This is a genomic window from Fundidesulfovibrio sp. YSD1 (genome assembly GCF_055397115.1).
Window position 1 is genome coordinate 372,962 of record NZ_AP043666.1, and the last position, 17,137, is coordinate 390,098.

20 protein-coding genes and 1 tRNA gene are annotated in these 17,137 nt (G+C 62.7%); 10 read left to right on the top strand and 11 right to left on the bottom strand.

Annotated features, from left to right (window positions below):
* Positions 1 to 51: 51 nt before the first annotated feature.
* Together ACZ5V4_RS01825 and ACZ5V4_RS01830 are read right to left on the bottom strand one after the other, a co-directional pair.
* Complete coding sequence (locus ACZ5V4_RS01825) at positions 52 to 1,188, bottom strand: glycosyltransferase (protein ID WP_464316475.1); 1,137 nt, start codon at positions 1,186 to 1,188, stop codon at positions 52 to 54.
* A complete protein-coding gene (locus ACZ5V4_RS01830) occupies positions 1,181 to 2,830 on the bottom strand; it encodes a glycosyltransferase family 4 protein (RefSeq protein ID WP_464316476.1) in 1,650 nt (549 codons plus the stop codon). The genes ACZ5V4_RS01825 and ACZ5V4_RS01830 overlap by 8 nt, the downstream gene beginning before the upstream one ends.
* 117 nt (positions 2,831 to 2,947) lie before the next feature.
* Between ACZ5V4_RS01830 and ACZ5V4_RS01835 the strand changes: the two genes are divergently transcribed.
* The 3 genes from ACZ5V4_RS01835 (at position 2,948) to ACZ5V4_RS01845 (ending at position 5,807) form a co-directional block, all read left to right on the top strand.
* Positions 2,948 to 4,444 carry a GGDEF domain-containing protein gene (locus ACZ5V4_RS01835; RefSeq protein ID WP_464316477.1) on the top strand — a complete coding sequence of 499 codons (1,497 nt, stop codon included), beginning with the start codon at positions 2,948 to 2,950 and terminating at the stop codon, positions 4,442 to 4,444.
* Positions 4,445 to 4,481: 37 nt separating this feature from the next.
* Positions 4,482 to 4,558 (top strand) — tRNA-Arg (locus ACZ5V4_RS01840).
* 109 nt (positions 4,559 to 4,667) lie between these two features.
* Positions 4,668 to 5,807 carry a tyrosine-type recombinase/integrase gene (locus ACZ5V4_RS01845; RefSeq protein ID WP_464316478.1) on the top strand — a complete coding sequence of 380 codons (1,140 nt, stop codon included), beginning with the start codon at positions 4,668 to 4,670 and terminating at the stop codon, positions 5,805 to 5,807.
* Here the strand turns inward: ACZ5V4_RS01845 and ACZ5V4_RS01850 are convergent.
* From ACZ5V4_RS01850 to ACZ5V4_RS01865, 4 genes are all read right to left on the bottom strand, one after another.
* On the bottom strand, positions 5,804 to 6,217 hold the full coding sequence (locus ACZ5V4_RS01850; RefSeq protein ID WP_464316479.1) for a helix-turn-helix domain-containing protein: 414 nt from the start codon (positions 6,215 to 6,217) through the stop codon (positions 5,804 to 5,806). The two genes, ACZ5V4_RS01845 and ACZ5V4_RS01850, sit on opposite strands and share 4 nt — an antisense overlap.
* A gap of 10 nt (positions 6,218 to 6,227) precedes the next feature.
* Positions 6,228 to 6,419: a hypothetical protein gene (locus ACZ5V4_RS01855; protein ID WP_464316480.1), complete on the bottom strand. Its 192-nt coding sequence runs from the start codon at positions 6,417 to 6,419 to the stop codon at positions 6,228 to 6,230.
* Between the two features lie 2 nt (positions 6,420 to 6,421).
* Positions 6,422 to 6,865 carry a phage regulatory CII family protein gene (locus ACZ5V4_RS01860; RefSeq protein WP_464316481.1) on the bottom strand — a complete coding sequence of 148 codons (444 nt, stop codon included), beginning with the start codon at positions 6,863 to 6,865 and terminating at the stop codon, positions 6,422 to 6,424.
* Positions 6,866 to 6,933: 68 nt separating this feature from the next.
* Positions 6,934 to 7,110, bottom strand: a complete 177-nt coding sequence (locus ACZ5V4_RS01865; protein ID WP_464316482.1) for a hypothetical protein — start codon at positions 7,108 to 7,110, stop codon at positions 6,934 to 6,936.
* A 163-nt stretch (positions 7,111 to 7,273) separates the two neighbouring features.
* On the opposite strand from ACZ5V4_RS01865, the gene ACZ5V4_RS01870 reads away from it, so the two are divergent.
* Positions 7,274 to 7,729: a hypothetical protein gene (locus ACZ5V4_RS01870; RefSeq protein ID WP_464316483.1), complete on the top strand. Its 456-nt coding sequence runs from the start codon at positions 7,274 to 7,276 to the stop codon at positions 7,727 to 7,729.
* A gap of 89 nt (positions 7,730 to 7,818) precedes the next feature.
* Positions 7,819 to 8,106, top strand: coding sequence for a hypothetical protein (locus tag ACZ5V4_RS01875; protein ID WP_464316484.1), 288 nt, complete (start codon positions 7,819 to 7,821; stop codon positions 8,104 to 8,106).
* Here ACZ5V4_RS01875 and ACZ5V4_RS01880 read toward each other — a convergent pair.
* Entirely contained in the window at positions 8,103 to 8,501 is a 399-nt protein-coding gene (locus ACZ5V4_RS01880; protein WP_464316485.1) for a hypothetical protein, read from the bottom strand. The two genes, ACZ5V4_RS01875 and ACZ5V4_RS01880, sit on opposite strands and share 4 nt — an antisense overlap.
* Before the next feature lie 56 nt (positions 8,502 to 8,557).
* On the opposite strand from ACZ5V4_RS01880, the gene ACZ5V4_RS01885 reads away from it, so the two are divergent.
* The 4 genes from ACZ5V4_RS01885 (at position 8,558) to ACZ5V4_RS01900 (ending at position 11,979) form a co-directional block, all read left to right on the top strand.
* A complete protein-coding gene (locus ACZ5V4_RS01885) occupies positions 8,558 to 9,001 on the top strand; it encodes a helix-turn-helix domain-containing protein (protein ID WP_464316486.1) in 444 nt (147 codons plus the stop codon).
* Between the two features lie 494 nt (positions 9,002 to 9,495).
* A complete protein-coding gene (locus ACZ5V4_RS01890) occupies positions 9,496 to 10,833 on the top strand; it encodes a ParB/Srx family N-terminal domain-containing protein (protein WP_464316487.1) in 1,338 nt (445 codons plus the stop codon).
* Between the two features lie 39 nt (positions 10,834 to 10,872).
* Positions 10,873 to 11,763 carry a DNA adenine methylase gene (locus ACZ5V4_RS01895; protein ID WP_464316488.1) on the top strand — a complete coding sequence of 297 codons (891 nt, stop codon included), beginning with the start codon at positions 10,873 to 10,875 and terminating at the stop codon, positions 11,761 to 11,763.
* 63 nt (positions 11,764 to 11,826) lie between these two features.
* Complete coding sequence (locus ACZ5V4_RS01900) at positions 11,827 to 11,979, top strand: DUF559 domain-containing protein (RefSeq protein WP_464317801.1); 153 nt, start codon at positions 11,827 to 11,829, stop codon at positions 11,977 to 11,979.
* Positions 11,980 to 12,618: 639 nt separating this feature from the next.
* Here the strand turns inward: ACZ5V4_RS01900 and ACZ5V4_RS01905 are convergent.
* Together ACZ5V4_RS01905 and ACZ5V4_RS01910 are read right to left on the bottom strand one after the other, a co-directional pair.
* On the bottom strand, positions 12,619 to 13,881 hold the full coding sequence (locus tag ACZ5V4_RS01905; protein ID WP_464316489.1) for a Y-family DNA polymerase: 1,263 nt from the start codon (positions 13,879 to 13,881) through the stop codon (positions 12,619 to 12,621).
* 3 nt (positions 13,882 to 13,884) lie between these two features.
* On the bottom strand, positions 13,885 to 14,328 hold the full coding sequence (locus tag ACZ5V4_RS01910) for a LexA family protein (RefSeq protein ID WP_464316490.1): 444 nt from the start codon (positions 14,326 to 14,328) through the stop codon (positions 13,885 to 13,887).
* A 156-nt stretch (positions 14,329 to 14,484) separates the two neighbouring features.
* On the opposite strand from ACZ5V4_RS01910, the gene ACZ5V4_RS01915 reads away from it, so the two are divergent.
* Complete coding sequence (locus tag ACZ5V4_RS01915) at positions 14,485 to 15,177, top strand: SOS response-associated peptidase (RefSeq protein ID WP_464316491.1); 693 nt, start codon at positions 14,485 to 14,487, stop codon at positions 15,175 to 15,177.
* Between the two features lie 15 nt (positions 15,178 to 15,192).
* Here the strand turns inward: ACZ5V4_RS01915 and ACZ5V4_RS01920 are convergent, their stop codons facing one another.
* Positions 15,193 to 16,083 (bottom strand): DUF4376 domain-containing protein, encoded by an 891-nt coding sequence (locus ACZ5V4_RS01920; protein WP_464316492.1) that lies wholly within the window; start codon positions 16,081 to 16,083, stop codon positions 15,193 to 15,195.
* Between the two features lie 8 nt (positions 16,084 to 16,091).
* Positions 16,092 to 17,132 (bottom strand): zinc ribbon domain-containing protein, encoded by a 1,041-nt coding sequence (locus tag ACZ5V4_RS01925; RefSeq protein WP_464316493.1) that lies wholly within the window; start codon positions 17,130 to 17,132, stop codon positions 16,092 to 16,094.
* Positions 17,133 to 17,137: the final 5 nt, after the last annotated feature.

Sequence of the window (17,137 nt, forward strand, 5' to 3'; positions counted from 1 at the left end):
CCCCGGCGGGGGCCGCCTCCCGGGCCGGCCGGAAACCAGCCCAGCCCCTGCTCAGGAACCCGGCGAGCCCGCGCGCCGGGCCAGGGCGTACACCCCGGCGTAGTCCCGGGCCATGCGCGACGCCGTGAACAGCCGCTCGGCCCTGGCCCGGGCGTTCACCCCGAGGGAGCGCGCGAGCCCGGGATTCGCGAGCACGCCCGCCGCGGCCAGGGCGAGCGCTTCGTCGTGGTGGGGAGGGGCCAGGACGCCCGTTTCCCCGTCCGCCACCTGCTCCGTGATCCCGCCCACGGCGTAGGACGCCACGGGCAGCCCCCTGGCCATGGCCTCCAGGACCACCAGGGGGTGGTTGTCCGCAAGCGTCGGGTAGACGAGGGCGTCCGACGCCTCGAACAGCCTCTCCAGCGCCTCGTCCTCCACATAGGGGAAATGAAGCGCGGCCCCGTCGCGCCGCGCCCGCTCCCCTCCGGCCACGATGCCCAGAAATCCCGGCACGAGCTCCGCCAGCCGCGCAAGCAGCGCCTCGACGCGGTCCCCGCCCTTGTAGACGGCCTGGACGCCCCCGTGGGCCAGGAAGAGCGCCACCCTGGCCGTGGGCGCGATGCCCAGCCGGGCCCGCGCCGAAGCCTTGTCCGGCCGCGCGGCCGGGACGTCCACCCCATTGGGGACCACCTTGACGACGAGTCCGGGCCACTCCGCGCGCAGCTGGGCCGCCAGCCACGAGGACGGCGAGGCCAGCAACGGGCGCGCGGCCGCCACGAGCTCGCGCTTCAGGGCGCGGTTAGCCTGGGACTCCGGATAGCCGCGCGGGCACGGGTCCAGGCAGGCCTTGGCGTGGTGCGGGCAGGTGACCGGGTAGACGCAGCCGCCCGTGATGAGCGAGCAGTCGTGTGCCGTGACCACAAGCGGCCTGGACGCGGCGGCGAAGCCCGCCAGCAGGGCGTGCCAGTCGCGCGTGGCGTGCGCGTGGACCAGCCAGCCCTGCGGCGCGGCTGCGGCCAGTTGCCCCGGGCCGCATCGCTCCCCGGCCGGGCCGGTCTGGCCTCCGGATGTGTTCCCGGGCTCCTCGACCTCGTAGCTCAGGCGCGCGCCCGCGCCCTGGAGAGTGAGAAGCGTCCGCGCCACCTTGGCCACGCCCCCGCGCCGCTGCAAGAGGACGTGGTGATGCACCCGGGCTTCGGGTTCAGGCATCGCAGAGCTCCAGCAGGTCGTGCTTCAGGCACCACAAGGTAACGGCCTGGGCGTCCTCCTTGCCCGCGCCGGGCATCGCGGCGCGAAGCCTCGCGACCAACTCGCGCCCGTCAACGGGCTTTCGCGCCAGCACCAGGGCCGCGCGTACCGCGTCCATGGAGACGCGCCCGGCCAGGGCCTCGTAGACCACGGGGAAATCCTGCCCCCGGTACACGGCGTTGCCGAAGCGGCTGGTGCGCAGAAGCGCCGCCCCGTCCAGGGTGCGCGTGGGGTAGCCCCCGAACACGCTCGCGTAGGGGATGGCCGCAGGATGGCGGGCTGCGGGCCGCCCCGGAACGTCCTTCGCCCAGAGCCCCTCCCAGAGGCGCACATGGCGCGCCGCGACCGACTCCCACCCGTAGCCCGAGGCCTTCTCGCGAGCCGCCCGGCCCATGCCCGCGCGCGCGTCCGGATCGGCGGCGAGGCGCGTGACCGCCCGGGCCAGGGCCGCCACGTCCACGGCGGTGCGCTGGGCCAGCACCAGGTGGGTGTGGTTGTCGAAGGCCATGGGGGCCATGGCGTCCTCGGCGTCCGTGAGGTCCGGCCCCACGGTGGGCACGAGCAGGCCCGTCTCGCCGTGGTCCACCAGGTCCTTGTAGCCGTCGAAGTCCGAGGCGACCACGGGCAGGCCGCAGGCCTGGGCCTCCAGGAGCGTGAGCCCGAAGGTTTCCTGGAGGTTGTCCGAGGGCGAGAGGAACACGTCGGACGCCGCGTAGAGCTTGCGTTTGAGCTCCTCCGTGGGCCGCTCGAACACGCTCAGGGGCAGGCCGATGTTGCGCGCCAGGTCCGAAAGCGTGCCCCGGCCCCAGTCGCCCTCGTCGGTCCATCCGGCCAGGACCAGGCGCGCGGGGACCGCGCCTTCGGCCATGGCCACGCGCTGGAAGGCCCGCAGGATGGGCAGGAAGTCCATCTTGGAGCTGTGGCAGAGCCTGGCCAGGGCAAGAAACACCGTTTCGCCGCCGAAGCCGAGCTCCTGGCGCAGTCCCGCTCGAAGCCCCGGGTCCGCCGGGGCGTAGGAGGCCAGGTCCACGCCCAGGGGGATGATTTCGACGGACGGCTCAGGGAAGGCCTCCTCCGGAAGCCCGTAGCCCTCGCGCAGGAAACCGAAGAAGGAGGCTACCACCCGGGCGGCCGTGCGCGACGTGGCCACCACCGCGTCCCGGGGCGTGGCCTGCGGCCCCAGGTGCTTGAGCATCTCCAGGCCGTAGCGGGCGTAGCTCAGCGAGTGGGTGACGGAAGTGACCGGAAATATTTGCCGCGACCACTTGTTGCGCGCGGCCGCCAGATAGCCCGGGTGCACGATGCAGTCCGAGAGGTGGAAGACGTGGTGGTCTTCCTGGGCGAGCCTGCGGGGCAGCTCCTCGCGGCCGACCACCTGGAGCCTTCCGGCGGCCCACATGTCCGGCCGCAGTTCCTCCAGGGCCGCCGAGAGCGCGGCGCAGGCCGAGCGGCTGGGCGGGTAGAAGCGGTAGGCGTCGTAGGGGTCCAGGCGCAGAAGCCCGCCCAGGAAGCCCGCGTTGGCCTGGATGCGGCCGAGCACGGGGCCTGTCTCGATGAAGGGGTCCAGGCTGGCCCAAATGCGGGGGGAGGTCATGGCGGTCATCAATCACGCGCGCGCCTGGAAGTCAAACATGCCGGATCGCGGCAATCCGTGCCGCATGGACCGCATCTTGCATTGGAACCGGCGGTGCGTCGGAAGCACGACACCCGGAGGAATACGATGCGACGCGGGAACCGTCCTGATCTCATTTGGGGCCTGGGCCTCGACGAAGGTTTCGCCAAGTCCGTGGAAGTGGCGCTGGGCAACGGCTACCAGGTGCGTAACTGGCCCGTCTCGGGCCTGCCCTCCAAGCGCGACATGGACAAGGCCACCCCCCTGGCCGTGTGGATCACGCTCTCGGTCTGGAACGCCCTGCCGCCCTCCTCCCGCAAGCACCTGCGCGACTGGGAGCTGACGCAGCGCGTGCTCGTGCTCGACGGGCCGCACGACGGCCCGGACGTCGAGGAGATCCTCGAGCTGGGCTTCCTGACCGCGCTCACGCCGCCCGTCTCGGCAAACAAGATCCGCGACGCGGTGTTCAGGGCCAAGGAAGTGCGCGGGCTCTACGACGACATCTTCAGCATGACCCGCGAGATCATGCTCGAGCGCGAGCTGTTGGCCCGCAAGACCGACCAGATACTTTTCCTGAATTCGCTTTTGGCCCGGGCCTCGCAGTCGCTGGACCCGGCCGTGATCCTGGCCAACGCCCAGGAGGACCTGAACCTGCTTTTCCCGCTGGCCGCGCTCCAGGGCGTGTTCTGGCAGCCGGGCGAAGGCGGCAGACTGGAGGCGGAGCTCTTCCTGGCCTGCGACCTGGATACCCACACCAGGCAGCTCTGGGTGGAGCACCTGCTGGGCAACGCCGCCAGGCTGGCGGGCGGCCCCGTGGAGGCCTTCACCCTGGAGCAGCTCTGCCAGTCGCGCCCGGACATCCGCGTGCCCGAGCCCGGCCCGGACACGGCCATGCTCCTGCCCCTGAAGATCGCCGGGAGCGCCTTCGGCTGCCTGGCCATCGCCAAGGCTGCTGCCGTGCGCCTGGGCAAGGACCAGATCACCTCGCTCAATGCCGCGTGCAACCACCTGGCCCTGGCCCTGCGCAACGCCATGATGTACCGCGACGTGAAGGCCAAGGCCGACCACGACGGTCTGACGCGCATCCACAATCGCCAATCCTTTGACGAGAGGCTGGCGGACGAGCTCAAGCGCCACCAGCGCTACCGCCACGACATGAGCCTCCTGCTCTTCGACCTGGACCACTTCAAGGCCATCAACGACACCTACGGCCACCAGGCCGGCGACATGGTGCTCAAGGACGTGGGCGTCATCCTGGAAGAATCCTGCCGCGAAACGGACTTCGCGGCGCGCTACGGCGGCGAGGAGTTCGTGATCATCCTGCCCCAGACCAACGAGGACCAGGCCTGGGTGCTGGCCGAGCGCATCAGGCGCAGGATCGAGCAGCGCGAGTTCAGGTTCGCGGACAAGGCGTTTCGCGTCACGTCGTCCATCGGCGTGGGCACCCTGACCCCCGGGTCGCTGGACAAGCGCGAGGACCTGATCCGCAAGGCGGACCAGGCGCTGTACATGGCCAAATCCGGCGGGAGGAACATGGTCTGCGTGTCCAAGGGGCGCGAGACCAGGAAGAAGGCCGCGTCCATGGTGATGGCTCGCCCCGCTTGACAGGACTGCCCGCCCGGCATACTGAATCGGGCTCTGCGGGCAGTTAGCTCAGATGGATAGAGCGTTGGCCTCCGGAGCCAAAGGCCACAGGTTCGAATCCTGTACTGCCCGCCATATAGATTTCAAGGGGTTGCGATGCATAATCGTGACCCCTTCGTCTTTCCCTGGTTAACGTATGGTTAACGGCATTGCCTGAAAAGTTTCCATTGGCTACTGATCGGCAATGAGGAATAGGCCGTACCTCAAAACCAAGTATGAGGGAGTATTCTACCGGGAGTCCAGCGCACAAAACCCCGGCGCTCTTCCGGACAGGACGTACGCGGTCTGCTACCGGGACGCCGCCGGCAAGCTCTGCTGGCAAACCGTCGGGCGCCACTCCAGCGGCGTCCGCGCCGCCTACGCAAGCCAGGTCCGCAAGCAACTGCTCCTCGAGGTGGCCCAGGGCAAGAACCCGGCTTTGAAGCGCACCTTCACGGTCGGCGACGCGGTCAAGGCATACCTGCTCTGGGCGGAGGCCGAGGGCAAGAACACGCTCCAAGACAAAAACCGGTACGACCATCACCTGAAGGACGTCCTGGATGCTCTGCCCATCACCGCCGTAAGCCTGGACATCCTCACCCGGCTCAAGCGGCGGATGTCCAAGCGGCTGAGCGCCCAGAGCATCCGCCACTCGTTCGGTTTCGTCAGGAAGTCCGTCAACCACGCCATTGCCACGCTTGGGCTGCAGATCCCGAATCCGTTCTCGGTCAGCAGGGGAAGTCCCTTCCAGCTGCCCAAGGCGGATAACTCGGCCGTGCGGTTTCTTTCCCCTGAAGAAGCAAGGTTGCTCCTCGAGGAACTCAATCGCCGCAGGTCGCGGCAGATCCACGACATGGCCCTGCTCTCCCTCAAGACCGGGATGCGCTCGACCGAGATCTTCTCCATCAAGGGCCAGGGCATCGACCGGGCTGCCGGGCTCATTCATTTCATGGGCAAATCCAAGAAGCCTGAGTTCGTCCATGCCGGGGAGGACATCCTCGCGATGCTCAAGGCCTACGGACGGAAGCCCGGGGAATACGTGTTCCAGTCCAGGGAGGGCGGCCCCATCACCAACGGCATCAGCGAGACGTTCAACCGGGCCGTCGACAAGCTCAGGCTCAATGAGGGCGTCACGGACAACAGACGGAAAGTCGTGTTCCACACGTTCAGGCATACGTACGCCTCCTGGCTGGCCCAATCCGGCAAGGTCACCCTGCAGGAGCTGAAGGAATTGATGCGTCACGAACGCATCGAAATGACCCTGCGCTATGCCCACCTCATCCCGGGACACCAGCGCAACGGCCTGCGCATCATCGACGAAATTCTCGGCGGTGCGCATGGCTAGGCCCCTCCTGTCGTGGCGATGGTGTGACGCTTGAAGAAGCTCTCGAGCTCCTGCCTGTCGTAATAGATGCTGGCACCCACCTTCGAGTATGCGGGGCCGAGTCCCTGGCGGCGCCAGCTCTGAAGGGTCTTCACCGGCACGCCGAACTCCAGGAACACGTCCTGCTCCTTGAGCTTGACCTTTGGGGTCCGCGTCGAGACCAGGTCCTCCACGCCCACGGGGTCGCTCACCTGGACGTTAACCTCCAGGCCGTCGGCCATGGCCGAGGCCACTTCCTTGAGCAGGTCATGCACCGCCCTGCTGCGGCTGCCGGGCTCCAGCACGAACACCTTCCTGCGCTCACCGGCCGAGAAGATCACCCCGTTGACCGCGGGCTCGATGGTGATGGGATTACGCGCTGCCTGTTCCATCACTGCCTCCTCACGCCCTGCACCGGGCGCACATGGTTTGAAGCACCTTGAGCTCGCGGGAGAGCCTGACGGCGGCCCTGCGGGCCTTCTCCACGCGCTCCGGACCCAGATCCTGTTCCATCTCGCGGTCCAGGCTGCCCTTGATCTCGCGCACCAGCCGGGCCTGCCCGGCGCATTCGCGATGGGTGATGACGGAGGCCACGGCTACTGCCCCACCAGCTTGAGCAGGCCCATGATGGCCGTGACCGCCTCGTGGCCGTCCCGCAGGATCCTCTCCCGCTCGTCTTTCGTGATCGTGCCGTCCTCCAGGGCCTCCGCCGTGCCCCCCACCAGCTCCCCGAACTCGCGCACGGCCACAAGGCACTGCTGCTGCACCGGAGCCAGGCCGTCCACCACGGGCGGCAGCTTGATGAACACCCCGCCGCGCTCACGGGCGAGAAAATGCAGGGGGGCGTCGGAGCCGGTGACCTCCATGAGCGGCAGGATGCGGTCCGCGCCCAGCTTGTGGCCGGGCTGGCCGGAGAGCTCGCTCATCATGGTGGCGTAGCGCCAGCAGAGCAGGTCCGCGATGGACTGGGCGGGGATGCCCGAGGGCGAACGCAGGACCAGGTTGTGCAGGATCGAGGTGATCGACGGGTACGGCTTCATGCGAAACCTCGCGGCGGTTTAGCGTGGTGTTGGGCGTGGCCGGGCGCTAGACGGCAATGTGGCCGGATTCAGGCCGCAGCGGTGGCCCCGGGTTCGAGCCGGGCCCGGCGCGACTTGGGGCCGGGCTTGATGTCCTCGGGGCGCGGCAGGAGCTCGGGGGGGATGCCCAGGGCCACGATCTCGGCGTGGCGGCGCGTGGGTATGGTCTCGCCCCGGCAGAGCTTGGCCGCGGCCGTGCCGGACATGTCGAGACGCGCGCCGATGGCCTTAAAGGTCAGGCCGGAGCGGGAAAGGAAAATCTGGAGCTTTTCTTCCCGGGATAAATCAGTTAGGTTATCAGGGAAAGTCGATTCCATAGCATAACCTCACAAGACAAGCGCATGCCTGTCGGGCTCACTTGAGGACACAATGGACGATGACATCAGGAAAGCATGGCTGGAATATGCCAGAGCGGCAAAAGCCACATTGGCTGAGACAGTGGATCTCGCCAAGTCTCCCGACGGCGATATCGTCCTGATTGAGGCGTCCAATCCCGAGAACCGCGCCTCCCTCCTGCTCCCGTCCACCCAGATTCCCCCTTTCGCCATGGCTCTCCTGCAGGCCTGGCTGGACACCCGTGGCAAAAGCGACGGAAGGCAACTCGCCGCCGACATGCCGCGGCTCGCACCGTTATTGCTTAACTCAACTGTCATGGCAGACGATGCGGGTGCAGCCCTCTTGGATAACGGAACCATCCGGATCGGCTTCCGCGTTGGCGGTGTTCCCATCTGCCTGGGCCTTCCCAAAGCAGGAGCAGCGGGTCTTGTCCGGCAGATACTGGCCGCACTTGAGGCAGACGAAGCCTCCAACGCAGCTCAGCAGTGAGAAGGTTGCAGGATCGCGATCACCGGATGAAGGAGAGGGTCGGTCAGTCACTGTGTTTGCTTTCATCGTGAAACCTCATGGAGAAGCGTATGGCTGGCAAGCGGAAAACAGGCTTCACCCTGGACCAGCACAGGTTCTATGGAGACAAGCTCCTGGCGGCGCGGGATATGACCAACGACCTCTTTGTCGAGGTTGGCAAGGCATACCCCCTCACGAGCGTGGCCAACAGAAGAGCCTTGCGGGCGATGGAGGCGCTGGACCGCTTGCGAGATGAACTGGAGAGGCTTGCCTACGGCGAGAACAGGGAGCTTGATTCCAACGCCAAGCACGGCCTCTATAGGCGAAACCAGCACAGGAGCGATGGCGGCGGGCATTAGAATATCCCTGCCTCGAAGTCGGCCGGACGTTTCAGGATGCCGTCCAGGATGGCTGGAGTGAGGGGACGGTCCATTTCCTCATCGCTTCGCCAGACAGTGAGGATCGGGAGAAAGTCGCCCTCGATCAGCGGGGACTCGTACTTGCGGAGGTACACGGCTACGGAGTCCTCGAACCTTTGCGAGTGATGAAGAAGAGCGCTGACCATCTTGCGCTCGCCATTCGGGAGGACCTGGTTCTTTTCCTGGCTGTAGGGTTTGCGGCCAGTGAGGCCGTGCCGTGAAAGGACAGCGGCGAACGGGGCGAAGGCATCGCAAAGGGGAGACAAATCAACAGGGCTTGGCATAAGGTCCCCTCGGAATAGGTTTTTTGGTGAAGTCGGTTTCAGCAGATTCATTGAGTGATCCGGTAACTAAATTTCAGTTACCAGTCAACATTTTTTCTGGAGCTCCCTTGCCAGACTTCAAAGAAAGACTCGAGCAACTCGCCCATGCTCTCCAGATTGAGGACCAGGAGCTGGCCAGGGTTGGCGGCATCGTGAAGCAGACATTTTCAAAGTATAAAACGGGCGAGTCGCAACCTCGCCTGGATGTACTTGAGCGGTGGGTTCGAGAACTCAGGGTGAACGCCAACTGGCTATTGCTGGGTGAAGGAGCGATGTTTCGGGATGAGGTGGGAGTATCCGGTTCAGCCGAAACAAAATCGAACGACCTGACGATTGACCCTGTCGTGACGAGAGCCGAACGCATCGCGGCCCTCATGGCGGCTCACGGCGCGAAAGACGAGGAGGTCCGCGAGGCGATCATGGCTTCGCTGCGCGCACTCAGCCCTCAACTGAACGAACCCAGGCCGCTCTACTCCGTTCAGGAGCCGGAAGCGCCGTACGACACCAAGTAGCCCGGGCAGTGGTTGCGGCCCTCGCCACCGCCCGGGATGGTGCGGCAGGGCCAGGCCCTGTTGTGAGGAACTCGGAATGTATATAGTGCAATGATATTGAGTCACAAAAATTCCGCGCAAAACGATAATGTCTTCATTGCACTATCATGACTGTGTACAGGCGGAGTCGCTGGTTTGAGTGACACGTAAGGCAGAGGTCTCAGCCGAAGAGATTCGCTGAGCGTTGATGACATCAGTTGAAGCCGCCACAAACCCGGCCGGGGACCGATGCCGCCATGTGGCAGGGAAAGAGCATGTTGCGATTTCACACAACAAAAGTGATTAATCCAATAATTAATATCAAACTATGATTAGAAGGCAACGCCCAAGTCATTAAATGAACTTTTGACAAACTCAACAAGCTAGAGCTTGACGAAACGGCAACCTTCTAACGATACACAAGGAAAGGACAATTAATGCGCAAACACTTTTCTGACACTGGACCAATCCCCGTCATGGATCTTCTCCTTGATCAAACAAACTACAGACTTGGTCCACTTGAAAGCCAATCAGATTGCATTGCAATGATGCTTAACAAGGAACGTGGCCCAAAACTTGAAGCTATCGCACGGGACATTGCATCAAGAGGATTGTCGCCAGACCCAATAGTTGTATCTAATTCAAACGATGGCTACTGGATTGTTAAAGATGGCAACAGAAGAGTTACAGCACTCAAATTATTGAACAATCCAGCAGAAGCACCAGAAGCATATCGCCAAAAGTTCCAAACAATTAGAGAAAAGTATTATCATCTTGGCAACATACCAAGTTCAATTAACTGCATAACATCTGACGAAGAACATATTTTCGAATACATGGTTCTTACTCATGCGGGAGAACAAGAAGGTATCGGGCAAGTCCGATGGGATGCCAGAGCAAAGGACAATGTTCGTGAAGCTGCCGGCGGAACAGTTGAAAACAAACTTGCTCGTGAAATTCTTAATTTTGCCCGGGAAAATGGCATTACCGAAACTGAATCTGCACCGATCACAAACATACAGCGACTATTTCAAGACTCAGATGTACAGAATAAATTATACATTAAATGGAACGGATCAAACTGGGAATTCAGCACGACAAACTCAGAGTTAATCCCGATTTTGAGAGAGATTATTCATGACTTTGTCAACGGAGGGTACAAAGTTGACGACATTTACTACAAAGACAATAGACAGAACTACATAACCAATCTATTGGCACGCCCAGGAATAACCCCTCCCACACCGAAATCACTAACTACAACTTCCAGTTCTTCATCTGAAACAGTAACAAATTCAACAAGCAGTACTTTACCGACACAGGAATCCGACTCCACGCCCTCAACTAAACAAAATCCATCCCGGCACCTGATAAAACCGACATGGGACAGGAAGAGACTCATTCCTCCCAGATCAAGTCTCAGCATTCCTAGAACAGAAACGAAGGCATGGAACATTGCCCATGAACTCTCAAGGAAGATAGATGTCAGAAATTCACCCAATGCAGCTGGAGTTCTATTAAGGTTGACAATAGAATTTGGAGTGAATTACTATCTAAACAAACACTCGATACCCTGCGACAAGGATAAACTCTATGAAAAAATTAAACTAGCAGCTAACCACCTAAAGTCGAACAACCACATTACAAACAAACAGCTTGAAATTCTCAATAAAACAAATAACAGCGAGGAAATTCTGTCTGCCCACACCTTAAATCAATGGGTTCATAACGCTAACTATGCCCCAACCCCTCAAATTCTCTGCATGTTCTGGGACAATATTGAATTTTTCGTCTTGTGTTGTTGGTCAAAATGAGGCTGGCCAGCCACACAACTTCCTGCTACCCATCTCCCCATGCCTATCTCACCATTCTACACTCCGCTTCGCTATCCAGGCGGCAAGGGCAAACTTGCCCCATTTATCAAGGAGATTTTCCGGTCAAATCGACTTCATGATGGGACTTATGTTGAACCTTATGCTGGCGGAGCAGCCGTTGCCTTAACGTTACTACTCGAAGGGTTTGCTCGCCACATTGTCATCAATGACATTGACAAATGTATCTACTCTTTCTGGCATACAATCATACATTATCCAAACGACTTCATTGATAGAATTAAAAGCACTCGCGTGACTATATCAGAGTGGCATACACAGAAATTGATTCAAAATAAACCAGACAATTTCAGTACTTTTGATATTGCTTTTTCGACTTTCTTCTTAAACAGAACAAATCGTTCAGGTATTTTGCAGGGAGGGGTTATCGGTGGAAAGAATCAAAATGGTCCTTACAAAATTGACGCCAGATTCAACAAAGACAACCTGATTGAAAGAATTGAGTTAATTTCAAAATATAAGAATCGAATTAGCATATACAACTCTGACGCAATCGAACTAATCAACAACATTCAACACGACCTTCCAAAGAAATCGCTCATATACTTTGATCCGCCATACTACAAAAAAGGAGACTTACTTTACAAAAACTCCTACTCTCACGATGACCATGTTTCAGTCGCCTCCATTATCAAAGACTTGGCACACCCTTGGATTGTAACATATGATCGAACACATGAAATTATAGACATATACAAGAATGAAAGTGCTGAGGATTTTTCGATATGTTATTCTGCGCACAGAACACGCAATCGTGGTTCAGAGATAATGTTTTACGGCAACCTCCAATTACCGTTCCCTCCAGCAACAGGCAAACACTTCCATAAGTCAACTAACCAGTCGTGCGTATAACATCAGCGTCAACAACTCCACTTCCGGCAGCCGAAAACGAATCAACAGTTCTGGGAAGCCAAGATATCGCGTAATGTCGCCCGCGACACTCTGGTCACCGGGCAACTCTCATCGGCCGGATGGGTTGTCATCCGTATCTGGGAGCATGATTTGCGACAGAATTTCGATGCGGTGGTGGCTGGAGTGATCCAAACACTCCAACGCAAGTTCGATTAAGTGATATAAAAACTTTGAGAGGCTTTGGGCAGGACCCTAGCGACAGCGAGTAGTAAGAGCGAAACATACAGGTATTTTACTTTAAGCAAGACACCCAATACGAATGCGACCCAACCAATCGCAACTAGGGCGGCTTGACAGCCGGGTTTACGAATCACTGTTTTCACCATTGCAACACCTCCTTTGATTATAGTATCTTGAGAGCTGTCGCCAGGGTTCTCCTGCTCCGCAACGCGTCGTGCCCAAAGACCCTCAATAGTCGCTCAATCAACCCATCCATTTGATCCTCTCCAAAGCCTCCTCTTCAGAGGGAGCCACAAAACACGGAGTCACATCAATGTCCGGGGCCTTTGCGAGCTCCCGTTCCCGTTTGGCAATATCATCAGAGGGGAAAGGTCCTTCCGCCACCCAGGTTCCGGGAGAATTACCGTGCAGTCCTTTCACCCTGCTCCCGAACCAATAGACATGCTTATCCATGGACCGATCCTCCTGGTTCTCATTTTCACCACGATTTGTCCTGATAATACAGGGCGTGCCGGTGTCAAAGCCCAAAACCCCAAGAATCCCATGATTATTGGGAAATTGTTCAAATTCCCGACCAGTCAAAGGTGAAGACTCTCAAGCAGCCCAGAAGGATCATCACAACCTCGCCCCCGCCAGCTCCCCCCACACCGTGGTGTATCTGGGCGACCTGAAGTTCTGCTTCATGCTCCAGGCGCGCCTGGTGCCCACGGAGGCCGGGAAAAGAGTCTCCCTGCCCCACTTGGCGTTCACCCTGTCCAGGGCCTCCATGAGCCGCGCGCCCCGCTCGTCCGGCTCGCGCAGCAGCGAATACTGGGCCGCGCCCTCGGCCTCGATACCCGAGAGCATCACGCCCACCTTCTTGTAGCGGAAGCCCGGCCGGAAGATCCGCTCCAGCACTTCTCGCCCTGCGCGCACGATTTCCGCCGTGTGCGACGTGGCCGGGTTCAGGGCGCGGCTCTGGCTGGCCCAGTACTGCGGTTCGCCCTCGATGAAGTTGTTGGTCTGGATGAACACCAGCAGCGAGGACGCCACCCCTTTCTCCCCGCGCAGGCGCTCCGCCGCCCGGGCCGCATGGCGGGACATGGCCTCGACCATCTCCTCGCGGCCGGTCACGGGCCGCCCGAAGGAACGCGAGGACACGATTGTCTGCTTGGGCCTGGGGGCCAGCTCCATGGGGATGCAGGACACGCCGTTGAGTTCCAGCCACGTGTGCAGGCCCGCCACGGTCATCTTCTTGAGCACCCAGTCACGCGAAAGCCGCGAGAAGTCCCACGCGGTGGCAACGCCCCGGGCCTTGAGCCTCCTGGCGTGGCGGTGGCCGATGCCCCAGACGTCCTCCACGTCCAGCCCGGCCAGCAGCCCAGCCCTCTCCTCCTCTTCCGGCAGCACCAGCACGCCCTCCAGCTCAGGGCGCTTCTTGGCCAGCTTGTTGGCGGCCTTGGCCAGGGTCTTGGTCGGGCCAACGCCGATGGAGACAGGGATGCCCGTGCGCCTGCGCACCTCGGAGCGGATCCGCGCGGCGTGCCGGGCCAGCTCGCCGGGCCGCCCGGCCATGTCCAGGAAGGCCTCGTCGATGGAGTAGACCTCCATCCTCGGGGTGAACTCCGCCAGGGTGGCCATTACCCGGACGGACATGTCCCCGTAGAGGGCGTAGTTGGAGGAGAACACGGCCACGTTGTGGCGCCTGAGCCTGGCCCGGGCCTGGAACTCGGGCTCGGCCATCTTGAAGCCCAGGGCCTTGGCCTCGGGGGAGCGGGCGATGATGCAGCCGTCGTTGTTGGTCAGCACCACCACGGGCCGCGTGGCCAGGTGTGGGGCGAACACGCGCTCGCAGGAGGCGTAGAAATTGTTGCAGTCCACCAGGGCGAAGAGGGCCACGGCTCAGGCCTTGTGGATGACGTAGGTGACCACGCCCCAGACCTCGAAGTCGGACTCGGGGGAGACCTCCAGGGGCTTGAACGAAGGGTTGGCGGGCTCGAGGAACACGCGCGCGCCCCTGACGCGCAGGCGCTTGACCGTGAGCTCGCCGTCCACGGCCGCGATTACCACGCGGCCGCTGACCGGCTGAAGCGCCCGGTCCACCACGAGGATGTCCCCGGGCTGGATGGACGCCCCGGCCATGGACTCGCCCGTGGCGCGCACGAAGAAGGTGGAGGCCGGATGGCGGACCAGGTGCTCGTTCAGGTCCAGGTGCTTGTCGATGTAGTCCTCGGCCGGGGACGGAAACCCGGCCGGGACGCTCTCCAGCAGAAGCGGCAGTTCGAGGATGACCTCGGGCCTGAATCCGAGGACCTCGACTCCAGGGGTGTTTCGGGTGGTGTCCATGTCCGTCGTCTAGCAGGACGCTCCAAAGCTGGCAAGGCTATACTTACAGTGGTGCTTTTTGCACTACAGAAAGTCCAGCCAAGTCTTTGCATCCCCGAGTGATTTTCCCGGCGCGCCGTGCTAGGCAGGAAACACGGAAAGAAAAGGAGACAGCCCATGTGCGGACGCTTCGCCCTTGGCCTGCCGCGCAAGCGCCTGAAGGAGCGCTTCGGCCTCGAGGAGATCCCCGACGCGCCGGAGCGCTACAACATCGCCCCTGGCCAGATGGTGGAGGCCGTGACGCCCACGCCCGCCGGGCGCGGGATGAGGCTCTTCAAGTGGGGCCTGGTGCCCTCCTGGGCCAAGGACACGGCCATCGGCTACAAGATGATCAACGCCCGCGCGGAGACGGCCGCCGAGAAGCCGGCGTTCCGGGCGGCCATGCGCTACCGGCGCTGCCTGATCCCGGCCCAGGGGTTCTACGAATGGAGCAGCGAGAACGGCAGGCGCCAACCCTGGTTTCTCACCAGGGAGGACGGGGGCGTGCTGGCCCTGGCCGGGATCTGGGAGCACCACGAGGGGCCGCAGGGCGGACTGCTGGAGAGCGTGGCCATCCTCACCTGCCAGGCCAACTCCCTGGTGGCCGGGATCCACGACCGCATGCCCGTGATCGTCGATCCCGGCGACGACGCCCGCTGGCTGGATCCCGGAACCACGCGGGCGGACGCGCTGCGGAACATCCTCGAGCCGCGCGAGTGGCCCGGGATGCACGCGTACAGGGTGGGTACCCTGGTGAACTCGCCCAAGCACGAGGGCCGGGAACTGCTGGACCCGCTCCCGGACATGCCGGGCGCGGGTCTCCTGGAGTGAAGGCGCGGCGGGCGGCTAGCCCGGCCAGCCGGTGGTGATGTCGTACCCCAGCACGGCGGTCACGCCGCCGGAGTCCTCGCCCATCAGGCGGATGGCGTCCTTGTGGGCCCATGCGGCCGCGTAGATCGCGGACTGGTGCGCCAGCGCGCCGAGAAGCACCTGCGCGAGCCCGGCGGCGGGCACGGCCAGAGTGTCGTTGGCGGCAGTGCGGATCGAAAGAAGCGCCTCCCCCTGGCCAGCGGCGACCATGGCCTGGCAGGCGGCGAGCACCCCCAGCCAGTTGAGCCGGTCGTCCTCCCCGCGCGTCTGGAGCGCGTGGGGCTCTCCCCCGAACTCAAAGGCATACCCGGACCGCAGCAGCGAGTCGCGCAGGGTGTCCACCTCGGAGCACCGGGTTGCCCGGGCCGTCGGCAGGTCCGGCGTCCAGTCGTCCCCGGACCAGGCCCACCCCGTCCCGGGGAAGGGTTTGAGCGTGAACCCCTCCGGAACCGGCCCGATGGCGTTCATGACAACGGCGCTCCCGTCCACGGTGGAATAGAGATCCCGCCCCCGGTGGTCCTCCACGACAGACCAGGCCTGGCCGTCCCACACGGCAACGGCCCCCGGCTCCGGATCGGGAGGCGGCAGCTCCGTGGCACGCTCCGGAAGCTGGCCGGGGAGCAGCGGCCCGGTGCAGATGCCGGACTCGTCGTAGCCGTACAGGGGCGGAGGCGGGCCGGGCGCCGGAACCACCTCCCATCCCTCGCCGGTCCAGCGGGCCACGTGCCCGTCCGGGACTCCGTCAGGCGGGGGATCGAGCGTGCTGTTCGCGGGCAACCCCACTCCCCTGGGCCTGGGCGGGCACTGGGCGCTGCCGAGATAAACACCGGTGTCGTGAGCGTAATGATGCAGAACGATGTTATCCATTGTCCCCCCTAGACGAGCACGACGGCCATGGCCGCCACGTTCCTCGGCCGGCCCTCGGTGCCTTGCGAGCCGGACGTGAATGCCTGGATATCCACCAGATGCTGGTGTTCGGCGCTGTACTCGGTGTAGGCCGTGGCGTTGTTGCCGACGCCCTGTCCGCCGGTGACGGCGCCGCCGCCCGGGAATTGCGTCTCAAGGTGCGGCGCCTGCTGGTGGCGGTGCACCCCGCCCGCCTGGGAATAGGTGGCTGGCGGATCGACGCCGTGGCTGTGCGGGGCGTTGTCCGCCGCCTGCGCGCTGCCCAGGGCGCGCCCCGAATCCACCCCCCGCCCGTGGTCCCAGCAGCGCAGGAATTCGCCCCGCAAATCCGGCAGCTTGATGTGCCCTCCGGCCGCGTCGCGCGCGCCACCCGCGGTGCACCGGTAACAGTTCGCTGCCGTGGCGTTCGTTGCCGCCCCGCACCAGATGCGCATGAGCCGCGGATACACGGCAAGATCGGCCACAGCCCCGTCCAGTTCCAATCCGGCGGGCAGGCCATCGGCCAGGACCGGTATGCTGGCGGTAAAGAGGTACAGGACCATCCCCGCCCACATGTCGCGGGTCATGGAGAGGATGCCCGCCTCCATCTCCGGCTGCGTGACCAAGAGTTCCCCGGACTGGGTCATCTGCGCGAATTCTGCCTCGGCAGCGGCCAGGCGCGTTTCGATCTCGCCGTTCATGCCCGAGAACCGGGCCTCGGCCTGGGCCATGCGCACCTCGACCTCGTCCAGCTTCGCGGCCACGGCCAGGGCCTGGCTCTCCAGATCCTGCTCGCCGCGCTCCACCAGGCCCTGGAGGTCCAGGGACAAGGCGTCCAGCAGAGGGCGCACGGCCTCGTCGATACGCTGCACGCCCTTGGCCTGCACCTCGGCCACGGCCGCGTCCCAGTTCACGCGCAGGGTTTCCAGGTCGTGCAGGCGGCGCACCAGAGCGTAGAATCGCCTGTTCAGCTCCTCTGCCGAAAGGGGGGTCAGCCCCTCCCGGAACGCATAGTTTTCGAGGTCGAGCATGTTGG

What these genes read in the sequence shown, in the direction of transcription:
- ACZ5V4_RS01825 (WP_464316475.1), bottom strand. Translation starts at nt 1,188, where the DNA reads ATGCCTGAACCCGAAGCCCGGGTGCATCACCACGTCCTCTTGCAGCGG.
- ACZ5V4_RS01830 (WP_464316476.1), bottom strand. Translation starts at nt 2,830, where the DNA reads ATGACCGCCATGACCTCCCCCCGCATTTGGGCCAGCCTGGACCCCTTC.
- ACZ5V4_RS01835 (WP_464316477.1), top strand. Translation starts at nt 2,948, where the DNA reads ATGCGACGCGGGAACCGTCCTGATCTCATTTGGGGCCTGGGCCTCGAC.
- ACZ5V4_RS01845 (WP_464316478.1), top strand. Translation starts at nt 4,668, where the DNA reads ATGAGGAATAGGCCGTACCTCAAAACCAAGTATGAGGGAGTATTCTAC.
- ACZ5V4_RS01850 (WP_464316479.1), bottom strand. Translation starts at nt 6,217, where the DNA reads ATGGAACAGGCAGCGCGTAATCCCATCACCATCGAGCCCGCGGTCAAC.
- ACZ5V4_RS01860 (WP_464316481.1), bottom strand. Translation starts at nt 6,865, where the DNA reads ATGAAGCCGTACCCGTCGATCACCTCGATCCTGCACAACCTGGTCCTG.
- ACZ5V4_RS01865 (WP_464316482.1), bottom strand. Translation starts at nt 7,110, where the DNA reads ATGTCCGGCACGGCCGCGGCCAAGCTCTGCCGGGGCGAGACCATACCC.
- ACZ5V4_RS01870 (WP_464316483.1), top strand. Translation starts at nt 7,274, where the DNA reads ATGGACGATGACATCAGGAAAGCATGGCTGGAATATGCCAGAGCGGCA.
- ACZ5V4_RS01875 (WP_464316484.1), top strand. Translation starts at nt 7,819, where the DNA reads ATGGCTGGCAAGCGGAAAACAGGCTTCACCCTGGACCAGCACAGGTTC.
- ACZ5V4_RS01880 (WP_464316485.1), bottom strand. Translation starts at nt 8,501, where the DNA reads ATGAATCTGCTGAAACCGACTTCACCAAAAAACCTATTCCGAGGGGAC.
- ACZ5V4_RS01890 (WP_464316487.1), top strand. Translation starts at nt 9,496, where the DNA reads ATGGATCTTCTCCTTGATCAAACAAACTACAGACTTGGTCCACTTGAA.
- ACZ5V4_RS01895 (WP_464316488.1), top strand. Translation starts at nt 10,873, where the DNA reads ATGCCTATCTCACCATTCTACACTCCGCTTCGCTATCCAGGCGGCAAG.
- ACZ5V4_RS01910 (WP_464316490.1), bottom strand. Translation starts at nt 14,328, where the DNA reads ATGGACACCACCCGAAACACCCCTGGAGTCGAGGTCCTCGGATTCAGG.
- ACZ5V4_RS01915 (WP_464316491.1), top strand. Translation starts at nt 14,485, where the DNA reads ATGTGCGGACGCTTCGCCCTTGGCCTGCCGCGCAAGCGCCTGAAGGAG.
- ACZ5V4_RS01920 (WP_464316492.1), bottom strand. Translation starts at nt 16,083, where the DNA reads ATGGATAACATCGTTCTGCATCATTACGCTCACGACACCGGTGTTTAT.
- ACZ5V4_RS01925 (WP_464316493.1), bottom strand. Translation starts at nt 17,132, where the DNA reads ATGCTCGACCTCGAAAACTATGCGTTCCGGGAGGGGCTGACCCCCCTT.